Origin of the sequence: Allobosea rubneri, assembly GCF_032464875.1 — a bacterium.
GTDB lineage: Bacteria > Pseudomonadota > Alphaproteobacteria > Rhizobiales > Beijerinckiaceae > Allobosea > Allobosea rubneri.
The window spans coordinates 106,759-122,831 of the sequence record NZ_JAWDID010000015.1; the positions used below are offsets into that span (position 1 = coordinate 106,759).

Consider the following 16,073-nt stretch of genomic DNA (forward strand, 5'->3'; position numbering starts at 1 on the left):
CCCTGAAAGCGTAGATTGGACGGGTCGCGCCGTGAGCGCGTCGTCACGTGAGGACACGGCTCTGACCCGTCAAAACCTCGGCGAAGCAGGCTCCGAGCCGCTGGCGCCGGCCACCGCAGCCGATCATCCGGCCGCGGCCGGCGTAACCCTTGCGCTCCAGGTCCTCGAGGACATGAAGGCCGAGGACATCACGGTCATCGACCTCGTCGGAAAGACTTCGCTGGCCGACGCCATGATCATCGCTTCGGGCACGGTCAACCGTCACGTCGGCGCTATCGCGGACAGTCTCGTCGAGGCCTTGAAGAAGGCCGGCGAACCGACGCCGAAGGTCGAGGGCGTGCCGGCTTGCGACTGGGTGCTGATCGACACCGGCGACATCATCATTCATGTCTTCCGTCCGGAAGTGCGCCAGTTCTACAATCTCGAGAAGATGTGGGGCGCGGACCGTCCGCATGAGCGCCTGGTCGGCTGAAGCCGGCCGTCCATGCGCCTGTCGATCATCGCAATCGGCCGCCTCAAGGACGGGCCGGAACGCGACCTCTGCGCCCGCTACCAGGAACGCGCCACCGCGCTTTCGCGGAGTCTGGGCTTCACCGGCCCGGACATCGTCGAGCTCGCCGAGAGTCGCGGCCGTCGCAGCGAGGAACGGCGCAATGAAGAGGCGCGGCTGATCGCCGAGCGCCTGCCGCAAGGCCTCGTCATCGCACTCGACGAACGCGGCAAGAACCTCGGCAGCGAGGCCTTCGCCGGCAAGATCGCCGCGGCGCGCGACGCTGGAACGCCGGCGGCGACCCTGCTGATCGGCGGCGCCGACGGGCTTGCCGAGGAGTTGCGGGCCCGCGCCGGACTGGTGCTCTGCTTCGGCGCACTGACCATCCCGCACCAGATCGTCCGGGCACTGGCGCTCGAGCAGCTCTATCGGGCCATGACGATCATGGCCGGGCACCCTTATCATCGCGCATGATCCGCATTCTCCGGCTGATTCGCGACCGCTTCCGCCGGCAGGCTCTCTGGCCGCTGCTGCTCGGCGCCTGCCTCGCGGCCGGCCCTGCCTTCGGCCAGGCGGACAGCTCTCCCGAGCAGGAGCAGCTGGCGCGCGAGACCGAGCAGAAGCAGCAGGAGAAGCGCGCTCGCGAAACCGAGCTGAAGGCGATCGAGGAGCGGCTCGCCGGCAATGCCGAGGCTCGTGCCAAGCTCGAGACGGAGATTGCCGGCATCCGGGCCGACCGGGCCGGCCTGAACGCCGCACTACTCGAAGCCACCGCCAAGACGCAGGCCGCCGAGGCCCGCCTTGCCGCTCTGGAGCAGCGCCTCGCCCTGCTCCAGAACAGCGAGGCCGCAATCCGCCGCTCGCTCGAAAGCCGGCGCGGACTGATCGCCGAAGTGCTCGCGGCGCTGCAGCGCATTGGCCGCCGCCCGCCGCCGGCCGTGCTGGTCCGCCCCGAGGATATTCTGGAGGCCGTCCGCGCCTCGATGCTGCTCGGCGCGGTCGTGCCTGATCTGCGCCAGGAGATCACGATTCTCGGCACCGATCTCGGCGAGCTGGTTCGCCTGCGAGAAGGCATCGCCGGCGAGCGCAAGGCGATCAGTGCCGAGATGGAAGGGCTCGCCGGCGAGCGTCAGCGCCTCGCCTCGCTGGTCGAGGCCAGGCGGGAGCGCGAGGCCAGTGCGGCCCGGGACATCGAGGCCCAGCGCGGCGACGCAGGGGCCCTGGCCGCGCAGGCCAAGACCTTGCGGGACTTCGTCGAGCGCATGGAGAAGGAGATCTCGGTCGCCAACCGCGCCGCCGAAGCGGCCCGGCGGGCGCTGGAGAACGAGACCCGCGAGCAGCGCCAGCGCATGGCGGCACTGGCCTTCCGCGACCCGGCGCGACTCGCCCCGAAGATCGCCTTTCAGGAGACGCGCGGGATGCTGCCGCAGCCCGTGGCGGGATCACAATTGCGTGGATTCGGGGTTAACGACGACCTCGGCGTCGCGACGCGCGGAATATCGCTTTCCACCCGTCCAAATGCCGTTGTTTCGTCACCTTCCGATGCCTGGATAGTCTATGCGGGGCCGTTCCGGTCCTTTGGCCAACTCTTGATACTGAATGCCGGCAATGGTTACTATATCCTCCTGGCGGGCATGCAGCGTATTGATGTCTCGGTGAATCAATTCGTGCTCGCAGGCGAACCGGTTGCGGTCATGGGCGAGACCGCCGAAGCGGCGGCGGCGAATGTAGGAGCGGGAGCCGGCGAGCCGGTTCTCTATGTCGAGTTCAGAAAAGACGGCGTCTCGATCGATCCGACGCCGTGGTGGAAAAAACCGCAAAGCGAAAAGGTTCGCGGATGATGCGCAAGGTCTCTCTCGTTCTCGCAGGCGCGATCGCCGGCGCCGGCCTCACCGGCCTCGCGACGCAAACGGGCCTGCTCTCCTCGACCAGCGCGGTCGCGGCCTCGGCGGAGGTTTATCGCAGCCTCAACCTCTTCGGCGACATCTTCGAGAAGATCCGCACCGACTATGTCGAGAAGCCGGATGAGCAGAAGCTGATCGAGGCCGCCATCAACGGCATGGTCTCCTCGCTCGACCCGCACTCGGCGTTCCTCGACGCCAAGAGCTTCCGCGACATGGATATCGACATGCGCGGCCAGTTCGGTGGCCTCGGCATCGAGGTCACGATGGAGGACGGCGTCCTCAAGGTCGCCAAGCCGATCCGCGACACGCCCGCCGCCAAGGCCGGCATCCTGGCTGGCGACATCATCCGCCAGATCGACGGCGACGAGGTCAAGGGCCTCAGCCTGAACCAGGCGGTCGAGAAGATGCGCGGCATCATCAACACCCAGGTCAAGCTGAAGATCGAGCGCGCCAAGTCCGAGCCGCTGGAGTTCACCCTGACCCGTTCGAACATCGTCGTCCCGGCGGTGGAGGAGCGCGCCGAGGGCGATGTCGGCTATATCCGCATCGGCACCTTCAGCGAGCAGACCTATGAAGGCCTGCGCAAGGGCATCGAGAAGCTCAACGCCGAGATCGGCGCCGACAAGCTCAAGGGCTACATCATCGATCTCCGCAACAATCGCGGCGGCCGTCTCGACCAGTCCGTCCTGGTGTCCGACGCCTTCCTCGAGCGCGGCAAGATCGTCTCGACCCGCGGCCGCAACGCCGAGGAGACCCAGGTCTTCAACGCCAAGTCGGGCGACCTGACCAAGGGCAAGCCGGTCGTCGTGCTGATCAACGGCTCCTCGGCCTCGGCGGCGGAAATCGTCGCCGGCGCGCTGCAGGACCACAAGCGCGCCACCGTCATGGGCTCGCGCTCCTTCGGCAAGGGCTCGGTGCAGACCGTGATCCGCCTCGGCGATCAGGGCGGCCTGCGCCTGACCACGGCGCGCTACTACACCCCGTCGGGCAACTCGATCCAGGCCAAGGGCATCACCCCGGACATCGAGATCATCCAGGACGTCCCGGCCGAGCTGAAGGACAAGGTCGAGAACAAGGGCGAAGCTTCGCTCAAGGGCCATCTGCGCTCCGGCGACGGCAAGGAGGAGCAGTCCGGCTCCGCCTCCTACGTCCCGGCCGATGCCAGCAAGGACACGCAGCTGATCGCGGCGCTGAACCTGCTGCGCGGCGTCAAGAAGGACACCGCCGCTGCGGCGCCCAACGCTCCGGCCCCGGCTCCGGAGGCCCCCAAGGCCGACGCCGCCCCGACCGAAGCGCCCAAGCCGAACTGATCGTGCCTGAAGGACTGCCGCGCCATGACCATTGGCGCGGCACGCCCACGAGAGTTTGTTACCGCCGCCGCTGATTGCCGGTTGATTCCACATGGAATCATCCGACTCTAGGGCGGCGGACTGATTCGTGTCCGCGCCCGATCAGCGAGGACGGCTTCTTGGCCGGAATGCCGCTCAGCGAACTCGACCAGCCTCTCGGCCGGAACCGGCGCGCGCGTCCGCGCCCGCCGGTCGGTCGCTGGCTGTCGCGTGCGCTCGCGGGCGCACTGGTCGTCACTTTCACCGGTCTGACGCTCTATGCCGCCTTGCGGCGCGATCCGGATGGCGGCGAACCGATGGCGACCGCCGCGATCCGCGAAAGGCCGCGAGCCCCGGAAACGGCGGCTACCGCCCCTGACATCAGCCGACTCGAAGCGCCGCAAGGCCCTGCCAGCGCACGCCAGCTCGAAACCGAATCCGGCGTCACCGTAGTCCGGCCCGGTGCCGACGAGACGGATATCCCCGGCGCCATCGTCATCACCGTCCCGGACGAGGGCACGATCAAGCTGGCGCCCTCCCCCGACAAGCGCCTGGTCGAGCGCACGCGGCACGGCTTCCTGCCCAAGGTCGGCTTGGACGGCGCGACGCCGGCGCAGGTCTATGCCCGCCCGCTCGGCCCCGCCCCCGCGACCAAGCCCGCGGGCCGCATCGCGATCATGGTCGGCGGGCTTGGCATCAGCCAGAGCTCGACCAGCGAGGCGATCACGCGCCTGCCCGGCGCCGTCTCCCTCGCCTTCGCGCCCTATGGCGCCGATCTCGAGAAGACCGCGGCCCGCGCCCGCGCCGAAGGCCACGAGGTCTTCCTGCAGGTACCGATGGAGCCTTTCGACTATCCCGACAACGACCCTGGCCCGCATACCCTGCTGACCGGCCCGAAGGGCGCCGACAATCTCGACCGGCTGCAATGGGCGCTCGGGCGCTTCACCGGCTATGTCGGCATCGTCAATTTCCTCGGCGGGCGCCTGACGGCCGACGATGCCGCTCTGACGCCGCTGCTGCGCGAGGTCGCCGGCCGCGGCCTGATGGTGGTCGACGACGGCTCCTCGCCGCGCAGCCAGCTCGCACCAGCGGCGACGCGGGCGCAGATCCCGGCCTTGAAGGCCGATCTCGCCCTCGACGGCACGCCCCGCGCCGACGCGATCGACAAGGAGTTGCAGCGGCTGGAGACGCTCGCCCGCGAGAACGGCGTCGCAGTCGCGACCGCCAGCGCGCTGCCGGTCACGGTCGAGCGCATCACGCGCTGGGCGAGAACCCTCGAGGCCAAGGGCCTCGCCATCGTGCCGGTCAGCGCCGCGCGCGGCTTCCGCAACCCTTCGAGCACCGGCTCCCTGAGATGACCACCAACCCGCCCGCCGGCTACCGCCCCTGCGTCGGTCTAGCCTTGTTCAGCCGCGACGGCCGCGTCTTCATCGGCCGCCGCGCCAATCGCAATCAGCGCGAGCATGTCGCCCCCGGCCATGAATGGCAGATGCCGCAGGGCGGCATCGACCGGGGCGAGCAGCCCCTGCAGGCGGCCTATCGCGAATTGCGCGAGGAAACCAATGTCAGCTCGGTCTCGCTGCTGGCGGAAGCGCCGGACTGGCTGAGCTATGACCTGCCGCGCGAGATCGGCAAGGAGGCCTGGCGCGGGCGCTATCGCGGCCAGTCGCAGAAATGGTTCGCCTTCCGCTTCGAGGGCGAGGAGGACGAGATCGACATCGCCAACCCCGCCGGCGGCCACAAGGCGGAATTCGACTCCTGGCGCTGGGCGCCGCTGGCCGACACGCCCGAGTTGATCATCCCCTTCAAGCGCGAGGTCTACCGCGAAGTCGTCCGGCTCTTCGCCGGCTTCGCCCGCCCCTGAGGCCCTTCCCGGGAAGCCGAAAAGCCCGGTGAGGCGCGCGCCTCACCGGGCCTGGAAGCCCACCGCCCGTCATGGGCGGCGTCGGCCACCCAGCAGCTTACTTGCGGGCCGAGTCGAGCTGCTCGTGGTTCTTCTCGACCTCTTGCGCCTTGAGATAGCTCTCGATCAGCAGCTGATAGGCCGGGAAGATCTTGGTGTAGACGCCGGCCCATTCCTGGGCGTCCTCGCGGTTCCAGGTCTTCTGGATCTCGGAGGCGACGGCCGCGGTATCCATCGGGACGACGCCCGCCTGGACGACGCGGGCCAGCGTGATCTCCTGCGCCATCTTCGAGTAGGTGCCGGAGGCATCGATCACGACGAAGACCTTGTAGCCGTCCTGCACCGCCGAGATCGCCGGGAAGGCCATGCAGACCGAGGTGATCGTGCCGGCGATGATCAGCGTCTTGCGGCCGGTCGCCTTCACCGCCGCGACGAAGTCGGGATTGTCCCAGGCGTTGATCTCGCCCTTGCGCGCCACGTACTTGGCATGGGGAGCATTCGCATGGATCTCGGGGATCAGCGGCCCGTTCGGGCCCTGCGGCACCGAGGCGGTGGTGATCACCGGAATGTTCGCGAGCGTGGCCATCTTGGCCAGCGCCGCGGCATGGTTTCGCAGGACCGGCATCGGCATGTCGCCGACCGTCTGGAACAGGCCGCTCTGATGGTCGATCAGCAGCATGACGGCGTCGTTCGGGTCGATGACCGGGCGCTGGCCGTTGAAATTGGCGGGATTGGTCATGGTCAGTCTCCTTGCCTCAGTTGAAAAGCAGGTGGTTTTCGAAGCCGGCACCTGCTTGGCCGGCCTTGTCCCGACGTCGATCGACGGGGGAAAACGGTAGGGATCAGGCGGCGATGGCCCCGAAGCGGCCGGCCCTGAAATCGGCGAAGGCCTGGTTCAACTCTTCGGTCGTGTTCATGACGAAGGGCCCGCGCATCGCCACCGGCTCGTCGATCGGCTCGCCGCCGAGCAGCAGCACGGTGGCATCGCTCGCCGCCTCGAGGCCGACGACCCCGCCTTGGCGGTCGAGCAGGACGAACTGGCCGTCCCGTGCCGTCGAAATCCCGTTGACGAGAACCGTGCCGCGCAGCACCGCGAGCCCGACCATGTGGCCTTCGGGCAGATCGAGGGCGACCGCCTTGGCCTGCTTCAGGCGCAGGTCCCAAAGATCGATGGGCGTGAAGCTGCGGGCCGGGCCCTTATGCCCGAGATAGTCGCCGGCGATCACACGCAGCTGGCCGGCGCCGCCGGGCAGGCTCACGGACGGGATGTCGCGATCGAGCAGCGTCTGGTAGCCCGGCTCGGCGTTCTTGTGTTTCGCCGGCAGGTTGATCCAGAGCTGCACCATGTCGAGGGTGCCGCCTTGGCGGGTGAAGGCCTGCGAGTGGAACTCCTCGTGCAGGATGCCGGACGCGGCCGTCATCCACTGGACGTCGCCCGGGCCGATCAGGCCGCCGGCGCCGGTCGAGTCGCGATGCTCGACCTCACCCTGATAGACGATCGTCACGGTCTCGAAGCCGCGATGCGGATGCACGCCGACGCCCCGCGGCTGTTCGGCCGGTGCAAACGCGGCGGGGCCGGCATGGTCGAGATGCAGGAAGGGGCTGACATGCTCGCCCTGCACCGCATGCGAAAGCATGGAGCGCACCGGAAATCCGTCGCCGACCCAATGCGGCTCCGCGCTGGTGTAGATGCCTCGAACCTGTCTCACTGCGCTTCTCCTGCTCGGTCGCCGCTTGAACGATCCAATCGAGGAGGAACTTACGCCTGGGACAAAACTCGCAGTAGACGCGCGGTTGGGCTACAATGTCCTGAAATCAGGACAATAGGGTCGACGTCACGATGCAGGATCTCAACGACCTCCGCTTCTTCGTCGAGGTGGTGGAGCAGAACGGCTTTTCGGCCGCAGCCCGCAAGCTCGACATGCCGCGCTCACGCCTCAGCCGCCGCATCGGCCTGCTGGAGGAGAGCCTGGGCGTGCGCCTGATTCAGCGCTCGACACGCCAATTCATGGTCACCGAGATCGGCCGGGAATTCTATCGCCATTGCCTGGCGATGGTGGTGGAGGCGGAGGCGGCGCAGGAAGCGATCGAGCGAATGCGCGCCGAACCGCAGGGCATCGTGCGGGTGAGCTGCCCAGCCTCGATCATCTATTTCCAGCTCGGCGACATGATCGCACGCTTCATGGCGAAGCATCCCAAGGTCGCGGTCCATCTCGAAAGCACCAATCGGCGCGTCGACGTGATCCGCGAGGGCTTCGACATGGCGGTCCGGGTGCGGTTTCCGCCGCTCGACGACAGCGAGCTGGTGATCCGCAAATTCGCCACCAGCCGGCAGCGGCTGGTGGCAAGCCCTGCTCTGCTCGATGGCTGCTTCGCGCGCCCTCTGGTTCCGGCCGACCTCTCGGCGATGCCGAGCCTCGCCTGGGAAGCGGCGCATGCCAGCCATGAATGGTCTCTCGACGGACCGGGTGGTGCCACCGCCATGATTCCGCACAGGCCGCGTCTGGTGACCGAGGACATGGTGGCGCTGAGGCAGGCGGCACTGCGGGGCATCGGCGTCTGCCAGTTCCCGACCATGGTGATCCGCGACGACCTCAAGGCGGGCCGGCTGATCGACATCCTGCCGCAATGGACGCCGCGCGCCGGCATCATCCACGCCGCCTTCCCGTCCCGGCGTGGCCTCCTGCCGTCGGTGCGCAGCCTGCTCGACTTCCTGGCGACAGAGTATGCCGCCCTCGACCGGCTGGAAGAGCATGATGAGGAAGAGGCAAGGAAGGCCTGACCGCGCGTTCCTACGCGCGGTCCATCCCCTTTGGCCCGTGGCTCCCCACGATCAAATGCGGAAGGCGAGCTCCGGACCGACCGGGACGATGCCGCTCGGATTCAGGGTGCGGTGGCTCTGGTAGTAGTGACGCTTGATATGGCCGAGGTTCACGGTTCCGCGGACACCCTCGAACTCGAGAAGCGCGCGCAGATAGGCCGACAGCCGCGGATAATCGGCGATGCGCCGGATATTGCACTTGAAGTGCCCGACATAGACCGCATCGAAGCGGATCAGCGTGGTGAACAGCCGCCAATCGGCTTCGGTGGTCGTCTCGCCGGTCAGGTAGCGCCGCGTCGCCAGCCGCTCCTCGAGCCAGTCCAGCGTCTCGAACAGCGGCAGCACGCCTTCCTCGTAGGCCGCCTGCGTCGTCGCGAAACCGGCGCGGTAGACCCCGTTGTTGACGGTTGCATAGATCCGCTCGTTCAGTGCGTCGATCTCGGCCCTGAGCGCCTGCGGATAATAGTCACCTTGCCGCGCACCAATCCCGTCGAAGGCGGAATTGAGCATGCAGATGATCTCCGACGACTCGTTGTTGACGACCGTCCCGGTCTTCCTGTCCCAGAGAACCGGCACGGTGACCCGGCCGGAATAGCTCGGCTCGGCCCTGGTGTAGACCTCGTGCAGATAGCGCGCGCCGCCGATCGGATCGGGAACCACGCCCTCGCCTTCCGCGAAGGTCCAGCCCTGCTCGGCCATCAGCCAATGGACCACCGAGACATCGATGAGATCGGCCAGCCCCTTCAGCTGGCGAAAGATCAAGGTGCGATGCGCCCAGGGGCAGGCCAGCGAGACATAGAGTAGATAGCGCCCGGCCTCTGCCTTGAAGCCGCCCCCGCCGCTCGGGCCGGGCGAACCATCCGCCGTCACCCAGTTGCGGAAGGCGCTCTCCTGGCGGATGAAGCGCCCGCCGCTTTCCTTCGTCTCGTACCAGCGATCATGCCAGCGGCCGTCGATCAGCAAGCCCATTGCGGTCTCCTTGCGCGCCGCGGGCCGGCCGGCCCGAGGCGGAACTTCGGATCATCCCGCATGCCTGCGCTTTGAGCCAGGGTTGTGACCGTCCATAAGGCCGGGCGCTGGGCCGGGACGATGGCGGCGGACCTTGCCGGCCTCACCGCCACCGTCCTCGATCAGGCGCTCTCCGCCGCTACCGACTGCTCCCCCTCGCTCCTCCTGCGCCGCGCGATCCACCAGGGCAGGGCGACGATCAGCGCCGCCGAGATCCACAGGATGACCGAGATCAGGCTCTCGACGAGGATCGCGGGATCGCCGCCGGAGATCGCCAGCGCATTGCGCAGATTGGTCTCCAGCACCTTGCCGAGCACGAAGCCGAGCACGATCGGCGCCATGTCGAAGCCGAGCTTGCGCAGCCCCCAGCCGACGACGCCGATGCCGAGCATGATCAGCACCGACATCACGCTGGAATAGGCGGTGTAGACGCCGAGCACCGAGAGGATGACGATCGCCGGGATCAGCCACATGTTCGGCACCTGTAGCATCCGCGCGAAGACGCCGATCAGCGGGATGTTCATCAGCAATAGCAGGACATTGCCGACATACATCGAGGCGATCAGCCCGCCGGCGATCTCGGGGCGCTCGGTGAAGAGCTGCGGCCCCGGCGTGATGTTGTAGAGCATCAGCGCGCCGAGCATCACCGCCGTCGTCCCCGAGCCGGGTACGCCGAGCGTCAGCATCGGCACGAATGCGCCGCCGGCCGCGGCATTGTTGGCGGCCTCTGGCGCCGCGATGCCGCGCAGGTCGCCCTTGCCGAAGGTGCCGCGGTCGAGCAGGCGCTTCTCGGTGGTGTAGGCGACCGCGCTGGCGACGGAGGCGCCGGTGCCCGGCAGCACGCCGATGACGAAGCCGCTCGCCGAACTGCGGATCGTCGGCCAGAACGAGGCCTTGATGTCGGCCCAGCTCGGAAAGCCCTTGCCGACCGGGATCGGTTTCAGCCGGCCGGCCATCTGGTGCTCGAGCATCAGCAGCACCTCGGAGATCGAGAACAGGCCGATGACGAGGATGATGAACTCGATCCCGTCATGCAGCTCCGGCTGGTCGAAGGTGAAGCGATAGGCGCCGGAGGTCGGATCGAGGCCGATCGTCGTCAGCAAGAGGCCGAGCGTGCAGCCGATCAGCGTCTTGACCGGCTCGTGGCCGACCATCGAGGCGAGCGTCGCGAAGGCGAAGACCATCAGCGCGACATATTCGGCCGGGCCGAACTTGATCGCGATCAGCCCGAGCGCCGGCGCGAAGAAGGTCAGGCCGATCACCGCGAGGATGCCACCGACGAAGGAGGACAGCGCCGAAATCGTCAGCGCCTCGGCCGCCCGGCCTTGGCGCGCCGCCGGGTAGCCGTCGACCGCGGTCATCACCGCCCCGGCATCGCCGGGCACGTTGAGCAGGATCGAGGAGATCCGCCCGCCATATTCGGCGCCGTAATAGACCGCCGCCAGCAGGATCATGGTGCTTTCCGGCGGCAGTTTGGCGGCGAAGGCGATCGGCAGCAGGAGCGCGATGCCGTTGATCGGGCCGATCGCCGGCAGCGCGCCGATGATCGTGCCGAGGAAGCAGCCGATCAGGCCGAAGGCGAGGTTCTGCGGCTGCAGGGCGACGCTGAACCCGGTCCAGAGATAATCGAGCGACATCGTCTCAGCCCCCCGAGAACAGCGTTCCCATCGGCAGATAGGTGCCGAGCGCATATTTGAAGCAGGCGAACCAGAACGCCGCCTGGACGACGCCGATGACGGCGGCGCCCTGCGGCGTGGCGCCGAAGAGATAGGCGGTGACGCCGATCAGCACGGTCATCGCCGGCAGGAAGCCGACGAGGTCGAGCAGCGCCACGGCGACGAAGCAGGTGGCGATGAAGACGAAGCTGCGCAACAGCAGCGGCCCCTGCGGAAAGGCCTCCGCCCCGCCGGGGCGGAACCAGTAGTAGAGGGCGAAGAGTGCCAGCAACCCCGACAGGATCAGCGGCACGGCCTTCGGCCCGAGCGGGTCGGAGGAGAAGGCATAGTCGATCTGCGTCGCGGCCGCCCCCAGCCCGATTGCGATGGCGAGCAGGATCGCAGCCGCGATCCTTCCCGAGCGGTTCGTCGTCGGCGTCGCTTGCGCCATGTCCTCTCCTCCCGTCATGCGCGATCGCGGCTCAGAGGCCGGCCTCCTTGGCGAGGTCGCGGAAGCGCTGGACGTCCTTCTGCACGGTGTCGTGGAAGGCCTGGCCCATCTCGTCGAAGGGGTAGAGGCCGCGGGCCTCGCGCTCGCGCTGGAACTCCGGCGTCTTCACGAGCTTGCCGAAGGTCTCGACCCACCAGGCGTAATCGGCGTCGCTGACCTTCGGCCCGACATAGAAGCCGCGCCAGATTGGCCAGACGATGTCGTGACCCTGCTCCCTGGCGGTCGGCACCTCGGCGAGATCGCCCGGCAGGCGCTTGTCGGACATCACGGCGAGAATCCGGATTTTGCCCGCCTTGTGATTGGCGACCATCTCCGAAGCGTCGCCCGAGGCGATCTTGATGAAGCCGCCCTGGAGATTGGTCTGCACCGCGCCGCCGCCTTCGAGCGCGACATAGCGGATGCTCTTGGCGGGTACGCCGGCGGCCTTGGCCAGCACCGCCGCCTTCATCCAGTCCTGGCTGCCGACGGCGCCGCCACCGCCCACCGGAAACTCGCCGGGCGCCTTGCCGAAGGCCTCGACCAGTTCCTTCAGCGTCTTGATCGGTGAATTGGCCGCGACCGCGACGATACCGTAATCGGCGCCGACCGAGGCGACCCAGCGCACGGCCGTCGCGTCGTGATGGCCGAACTTCTTCTGGGCGAGCAGCAGCGCCGAGCCCGAGGACGTCGCCGTTACCAGCCCGCTATCGCCGGGCCTGGTGCCGACGACATGGTTGTAGGCGACCGCGCCGACGCCGCCCTCCATATAGGTCACCGCCATCGGCCGCTCGACGAGCTTTGCCGCCGTCAGGGCATTCGCCGCGAGACGGCAGGTCAGATCGAAGCCGCCGCCGGGCTTGGCGCCGACGAGGCACTCGGTCTTCTCCGGCGCGGCAGTCGCGCCTGAAATACCGAGGGCACCGAACAGCAAAGCGGCAAAAACAATTCGCATATTTTCCTCCCAGATCCACGCAAGCAGCAGACATTATTCGCCGCTCATGCGCGTCGTTATATTGAAGCAGGCTTTTGACTTGAGACCGCACAAGTCGTGCGTCAGGTAATTCTATCCGTGAGCGCTCATCTCACTTCCTCCCGTGCCGATTTTTGTTATGCTTCCTATGCGTGGCGTTTGCTCATAGGACGGGCAGCTGTCATCAAGCTGTCACGGGAGTCTTGGCCTCAGGCATGCGCATCCTGCTGATCGAAGATACCAGCGACGTCGGCGAGGCGATCGTGGCGCGCTTCGTGCGCGGCGGCCATGCCGTCGACTGGGAGGTCGACGGGCAGGCGGCGGCCGAGATTCTCGACTTCACCCGCTATGATCTCGTCATCCTCGACATCATGCTGCCCGGCCTCGACGGCTTCAGCATCCTGCGCCGCCTGCGGGGCAAGCAGTCCCGGACTCCGGTCCTGGTCCTGACCGCGCGCTCGGAGGTCGAGGACCGGGTCAGCGCCCTCGACCTCGGCGCCGACGACTATCTGGTCAAGCCCTTCGATTTCCGCGAGCTGGAGGCACGGGCGCGGGTGCTGCTGCGCCGCCGCGAGGGCAATGCGACCAATGTCCTGGCCTGCGGCGACATCGTCATCGACCGCAATCTCCGCGCGGTCCGCATCGGCAATCGCGAGGTCGGCCTGAAGCGCCGGGAATTGACGCTGCTGGAGATCCTGGCCGCGCGCCCCGGAAAGGTCTTCAGCAAGGACGAACTGCTCGACCAGCTCTTCGGCTTCGACGAGGCGCCCGGCCCCAATGCGATCGAGCTCTATGTCGGGCGGCTCAGGCGCAAGCTCGAAGGCGCGCGCGCCGAGATCCGGACGATCCGGGGGCTAGGCTACCAGCTGGTGCCACATGAAGACGCGTGACCCCTCTCTTTTCACGCGGCTCGCGGTCACCATCGCCCTGGTCCTGGCCGTCGGAGCGGCAGGACTGACCTCGCTCGCCTGGTACTCCGCTCGCACAGCGGCCGACGAGGCCTATGACCGGCTGCTGGTCGGCGCCGTCCTGCAGATCGCCGAGGCTCTCACCGTCCAGAATGGCGAAGTCACGGTCGACCTGCCGATTTCCGCCTTCGAGATGCTCGCGCTCTCCGACCGCGACCGCATCTTCTACCGGCTCACCGGCCCGAAGGGCGAGTTGCTGACGGGCTATCCGGACCTCCCCGTGCCTGCATCCGGCGGCGAGCGTCGCGACCGGCCGGTCGTCTCCGACGGCGTGTTCCGCGACGTGCCGGTGCGGATCGCCTCTGTCGGACGCTCCTTCGCCGGCGCCGATGTCCAGGGCTGGGCCCAGGTCGTCGTCGCCCAGACCCGCGAGGCCCGCTTCTCGCTCGCCCGCGACCTGACGCTGAACGCGACCGGCCTCGTCCTGATCATGAGTGGCATCGCCTTTGGCGGCGTGATCTTCGCGCTCCGCTACTCGTTGAAGCCCCTGACCCGGATCGAGACGGCGCTGACCCTGCGTGATCCACAGGACCTGACCCCGCTCTCGCTCGAGACACCGCGTGAGATCCGCGCCCTCGTCGGCTCGATCAACCATTTCATGAGCCGGCTCGGCGAGCGCATGGAGCTGATGCAGCGTTTCATCGCCGATGCCGCCCACCAGATCCGCACGCCGCTCACCGCCCTCTCCGGGCAGGTCGATCTTCTCGCACATGAAGCCGACGCCATCCGCCAGCGCCGCCACCTCGAACGCGTCCAGGCCCGGACCAAGCAGCTCGGCCGCCTCGCTAACCAGCTCCTCAGCCATGCGATGGTCGTCCACCGCAAGGAATCCGTGCCCTTCGAGCGCATCGACCTCGCCAAGGTCGCGCGGCTCGCCTTGCGCAACACCCTTCCGGTTTCGCTGAACCCCGACATCGTCACCTCCTTCGAGGCTCCGCCGGGGCCGCTTCTCATCCATGGCGACCGGGTCAGCCTGCGCGAGGCGATCTCCAATATCCTCGACAACGCCGTCCAGCACGGCGCCGTCGCACGCCTCGGGATCGTGCTGAGCCGCCAAGGCACCTCGGCCCGGCTGGAAGTTCACGATGACGGCCCCGGCATCCCACGCAGCCAGTGGGCGCTCGTCACCCAGCGCTTCGCCAAGGACCCGTCCGGGCGTCGCAGCGGCGGGCTCGGGCTCGCCATCGCCTCCGAGGTCGCCGCGACCCATCAGGGCCAGCTCAGCTTCCTGGAGCGTGACGAGAAGGGCTTCATCGTCGCCCTGAGCTTCCCCCTGGCCGATCCGGAGGAAGATCCGTGATGCCCGCGAAGCCTGCTCTTCTTGCCACGCTACTGGCTGCGGTCCTGGCTCTTGCCGCGGCGCCCGCCCCGGCCCGCGCCCAGGAAACGAGCCATTTCCCAGCGCGCGCCAACGAGGTCGACACCCTCACCATCCACGCCGCGGCCGACATCGCCGCCATGAAGCCGCTGATCGAGGGTTTTCAGGAGCGCCATCCGAACTGGGGCGTGCGCTATGTCGAATACGTCACCAACGATCTCGTCGTTGCCGCAACCAGGGCCTGCGAGACGGGGAAGGTCCTTGGCGACGTGCTGCTGTCCTCGGCGGTCGACCATCTCGTCAAGCTCGCCAATGACGGCTGCGCCCGGGCGCTTCGCTCGGATGCCGGGCGCGCTTTGCCGCATTGGGCGAACTGGCGCGACGAGGTCTTCGGCTTCACCTTCGAGCCCGCCGTCATCGCCTATAACTACGACGCCGTGCCGCCCGGGGACGTGCCACGCACGCGCGTCGAGCTCGCAGAATTGCTGCGCTCCAAGGAGGATTTCTATCGCGGGCGGATCGGCACCTATGATCCGCGACGCTCCGGCATCGGCTATCTGCTGACCATCTCGGACGCCCGCCAGACCAGCGCCTATGGCCGCCTGATCGAGAGCTTCGGCCGCGCCCGGGCCGTCGTGCATTGCTGCACCAGCGACCTGCTCGACGAACTGGAGCGCGGGCGCCTCCTGATCGGCTACAACCTGCTCGGCTCCTATGCCTATGCAAGGATCAAGGCCGGGGCGCGGCTTCGCATCGTGCTGCCGCGCGACTACACGGTGGTGCTGAGCCGCGGCGCGATGATACCGGCGCTCGCACATCGCCCCGCGCTCGCCAGTGCCTTCGTCGAATTCATCCTCTCGAACGAGGGGCAGCGCATCAGCCGCGAGCGCGCCTTTTTCTTCTCGATCGACGGCGCCTCGCCTGCAGATGTCGATGGCCCTTCCTCGATCATCAGCGCGGGGCTGTTCAGGCCGATCACCATCGGTCCGTCGCTGCTCGCCGTCTATGACGAGGCCCGCCGCACCCGCTTCCTCGCGGAATGGACGCGCTCTGTCGTCACCGTGCCAGCGCGCGACTGAAGGCTCTCCTCCTCACTCTGCGGCTGATTTCTGGGCGTATCCGAGTTTCTGGTTGAGCTCTTCGAGGAGCTTTTCGGCGGCGTCGGCGATGACGGTTCCGGGCGGGAAGATCGCGCTGGCGCCGGCCTCACGCAGGGTC

Annotated in this window: 16 protein-coding genes; 10 read left to right on the forward strand and 6 right to left on the reverse strand. The window is 67.7% G+C overall.

Going from position 1 to position 16,073, the window contains the following annotated elements:
- The first annotated feature begins 31 nt into the window (after positions 1-31).
- From rsfS to RKE40_RS12390, 6 genes are all read left to right on the forward strand, one after another.
- Positions 32-472 (forward strand): ribosome silencing factor, encoded by a 441-nt coding sequence (rsfS, locus tag RKE40_RS12365; RefSeq protein ID WP_390893342.1) that lies wholly within the window; start codon positions 32-34, stop codon positions 470-472.
- Positions 473-484: 12 nt separating this feature from the next.
- Positions 485-964, forward strand: a complete 480-nt coding sequence (gene rlmH / locus RKE40_RS12370) for a 23S rRNA (pseudouridine(1915)-N(3))-methyltransferase RlmH (RefSeq protein ID WP_316018535.1) — start codon at positions 485-487, stop codon at positions 962-964.
- Positions 961-2,331: a murein hydrolase activator EnvC family protein gene (locus RKE40_RS12375; protein ID WP_316018536.1), complete on the forward strand. Its 1,371-nt coding sequence runs from the start codon at positions 961-963 to the stop codon at positions 2,329-2,331. Before rlmH ends, RKE40_RS12375 begins: the two co-directional genes overlap by 4 nt.
- Complete coding sequence (locus RKE40_RS12380; RefSeq protein WP_316018537.1) at positions 2,331-3,704, forward strand: S41 family peptidase; 1,374 nt, start codon at positions 2,331-2,333, stop codon at positions 3,702-3,704. Before RKE40_RS12375 ends, RKE40_RS12380 begins: the two co-directional genes overlap by 1 nt.
- A 167-nt stretch (positions 3,705-3,871) precedes the next feature.
- Positions 3,872-5,080: a divergent polysaccharide deacetylase family protein gene (locus tag RKE40_RS12385; RefSeq protein ID WP_316018562.1), complete on the forward strand. Its 1,209-nt coding sequence runs from the start codon at positions 3,872-3,874 to the stop codon at positions 5,078-5,080.
- Positions 5,077-5,586, forward strand: coding sequence for an RNA pyrophosphohydrolase (locus RKE40_RS12390; protein ID WP_316018538.1), 510 nt, complete (start codon positions 5,077-5,079; stop codon positions 5,584-5,586). The genes RKE40_RS12385 and RKE40_RS12390 overlap by 4 nt, the downstream gene beginning before the upstream one ends.
- Positions 5,587-5,683: 97 nt before the next feature.
- Here RKE40_RS12390 and RKE40_RS12395 read toward each other — a convergent pair whose 3' ends face one another.
- Complete coding sequence (locus RKE40_RS12395) at positions 5,684-6,364, reverse strand: hydrolase (RefSeq protein ID WP_316018539.1); 681 nt, start codon at positions 6,362-6,364, stop codon at positions 5,684-5,686.
- 103 nt (positions 6,365-6,467) lie between these two features.
- A complete protein-coding gene (locus RKE40_RS12400) occupies positions 6,468-7,334 on the reverse strand; it encodes a pirin family protein (RefSeq protein WP_316018540.1) in 867 nt (288 codons plus the stop codon).
- 131 nt (positions 7,335-7,465) lie between these two features.
- Here RKE40_RS12400 and RKE40_RS12405 point away from each other — a divergent pair, with 131 nt between their 5' ends.
- On the forward strand, positions 7,466-8,407 hold the full coding sequence (locus tag RKE40_RS12405) for a LysR family transcriptional regulator (protein WP_316018541.1): 942 nt from the start codon (positions 7,466-7,468) through the stop codon (positions 8,405-8,407).
- A 51-nt stretch (positions 8,408-8,458) separates the two neighbouring features.
- Here the strand turns inward: RKE40_RS12405 and RKE40_RS12410 are convergent, their stop codons facing one another.
- From RKE40_RS12410 to RKE40_RS12425, 4 genes are all read right to left on the reverse strand, one after another.
- Positions 8,459-9,415: a glutathione S-transferase family protein gene (locus RKE40_RS12410; RefSeq protein ID WP_316018542.1), complete on the reverse strand. Its 957-nt coding sequence runs from the start codon at positions 9,413-9,415 to the stop codon at positions 8,459-8,461.
- Positions 9,416-9,576: 161 nt separating this feature from the next.
- Positions 9,577-11,091 (reverse strand): tripartite tricarboxylate transporter permease, encoded by a 1,515-nt coding sequence (locus RKE40_RS12415; protein WP_316018543.1) that lies wholly within the window; start codon positions 11,089-11,091, stop codon positions 9,577-9,579.
- A gap of 4 nt (positions 11,092-11,095) precedes the next feature.
- Positions 11,096-11,560, reverse strand: coding sequence for a tripartite tricarboxylate transporter TctB family protein (locus RKE40_RS12420; protein WP_316018544.1), 465 nt, complete (start codon positions 11,558-11,560; stop codon positions 11,096-11,098).
- A gap of 31 nt (positions 11,561-11,591) precedes the next feature.
- Positions 11,592-12,551, reverse strand: a complete 960-nt coding sequence (locus RKE40_RS12425; protein ID WP_316018545.1) for a Bug family tripartite tricarboxylate transporter substrate binding protein — start codon at positions 12,549-12,551, stop codon at positions 11,592-11,594.
- 233 nt (positions 12,552-12,784) lie between these two features.
- Here RKE40_RS12425 and RKE40_RS12430 point away from each other — a divergent pair, with 233 nt between their 5' ends.
- The 3 genes from RKE40_RS12430 to RKE40_RS12440 are packed head-to-tail and all read left to right on the forward strand — an operon-like array spanning position 12,785 to position 15,934.
- Positions 12,785-13,459 (forward strand): response regulator transcription factor, encoded by a 675-nt coding sequence (locus tag RKE40_RS12430; protein WP_316018546.1) that lies wholly within the window; start codon positions 12,785-12,787, stop codon positions 13,457-13,459.
- Positions 13,446-14,837, forward strand: coding sequence for a sensor histidine kinase (locus RKE40_RS12435; protein ID WP_316018547.1), 1,392 nt, complete (start codon positions 13,446-13,448; stop codon positions 14,835-14,837). The genes RKE40_RS12430 and RKE40_RS12435 overlap by 14 nt, the downstream gene beginning before the upstream one ends.
- The gene (locus tag RKE40_RS12440; protein WP_316018548.1) at positions 14,837-15,934 is read left to right on the forward strand and encodes an ABC transporter substrate-binding protein; all 1,098 of its coding nucleotides are present in this window, start codon (positions 14,837-14,839) and stop codon (positions 15,932-15,934) included. Before RKE40_RS12435 ends, RKE40_RS12440 begins: the two co-directional genes overlap by 1 nt.
- Positions 15,935-16,073 lie beyond the last annotated feature (139 nt).

Bases quoted from the DNA above. Each gene is read 5' to 3' on its own strand.
- RKE40_RS12410 (WP_316018542.1), bottom strand. From the start codon at position 9,415: ATGGGCTTGCTGATCGACGGCCGCTGGCATGATCGCTGGTACGAGACG.
- rlmH (WP_316018535.1), top strand. From the start codon at position 485: ATGCGCCTGTCGATCATCGCAATCGGCCGCCTCAAGGACGGGCCGGAA.
- RKE40_RS12425 (WP_316018545.1), bottom strand. From the start codon at position 12,551: ATGCGAATTGTTTTTGCCGCTTTGCTGTTCGGTGCCCTCGGTATTTCA.
- RKE40_RS12395 (WP_316018539.1), bottom strand. From the start codon at position 6,364: ATGACCAATCCCGCCAATTTCAACGGCCAGCGCCCGGTCATCGACCCG.
- RKE40_RS12375 (WP_316018536.1), top strand. From the start codon at position 961: ATGATCCGCATTCTCCGGCTGATTCGCGACCGCTTCCGCCGGCAGGCT.
- RKE40_RS12405 (WP_316018541.1), top strand. From the start codon at position 7,466: ATGCAGGATCTCAACGACCTCCGCTTCTTCGTCGAGGTGGTGGAGCAG.
- RKE40_RS12380 (WP_316018537.1), top strand. From the start codon at position 2,331: ATGCGCAAGGTCTCTCTCGTTCTCGCAGGCGCGATCGCCGGCGCCGGC.
- RKE40_RS12415 (WP_316018543.1), bottom strand. From the start codon at position 11,091: ATGTCGCTCGATTATCTCTGGACCGGGTTCAGCGTCGCCCTGCAGCCG.
- RKE40_RS12435 (WP_316018547.1), top strand. From the start codon at position 13,446: ATGAAGACGCGTGACCCCTCTCTTTTCACGCGGCTCGCGGTCACCATC.
- RKE40_RS12385 (WP_316018562.1), top strand. From the start codon at position 3,872: ATGCCGCTCAGCGAACTCGACCAGCCTCTCGGCCGGAACCGGCGCGCG.
- RKE40_RS12390 (WP_316018538.1), top strand. From the start codon at position 5,077: ATGACCACCAACCCGCCCGCCGGCTACCGCCCCTGCGTCGGTCTAGCC.
- RKE40_RS12420 (WP_316018544.1), bottom strand. From the start codon at position 11,560: ATGGCGCAAGCGACGCCGACGACGAACCGCTCGGGAAGGATCGCGGCT.
- RKE40_RS12430 (WP_316018546.1), top strand. From the start codon at position 12,785: ATGCGCATCCTGCTGATCGAAGATACCAGCGACGTCGGCGAGGCGATC.
- RKE40_RS12440 (WP_316018548.1), top strand. From the start codon at position 14,837: ATGCCCGCGAAGCCTGCTCTTCTTGCCACGCTACTGGCTGCGGTCCTG.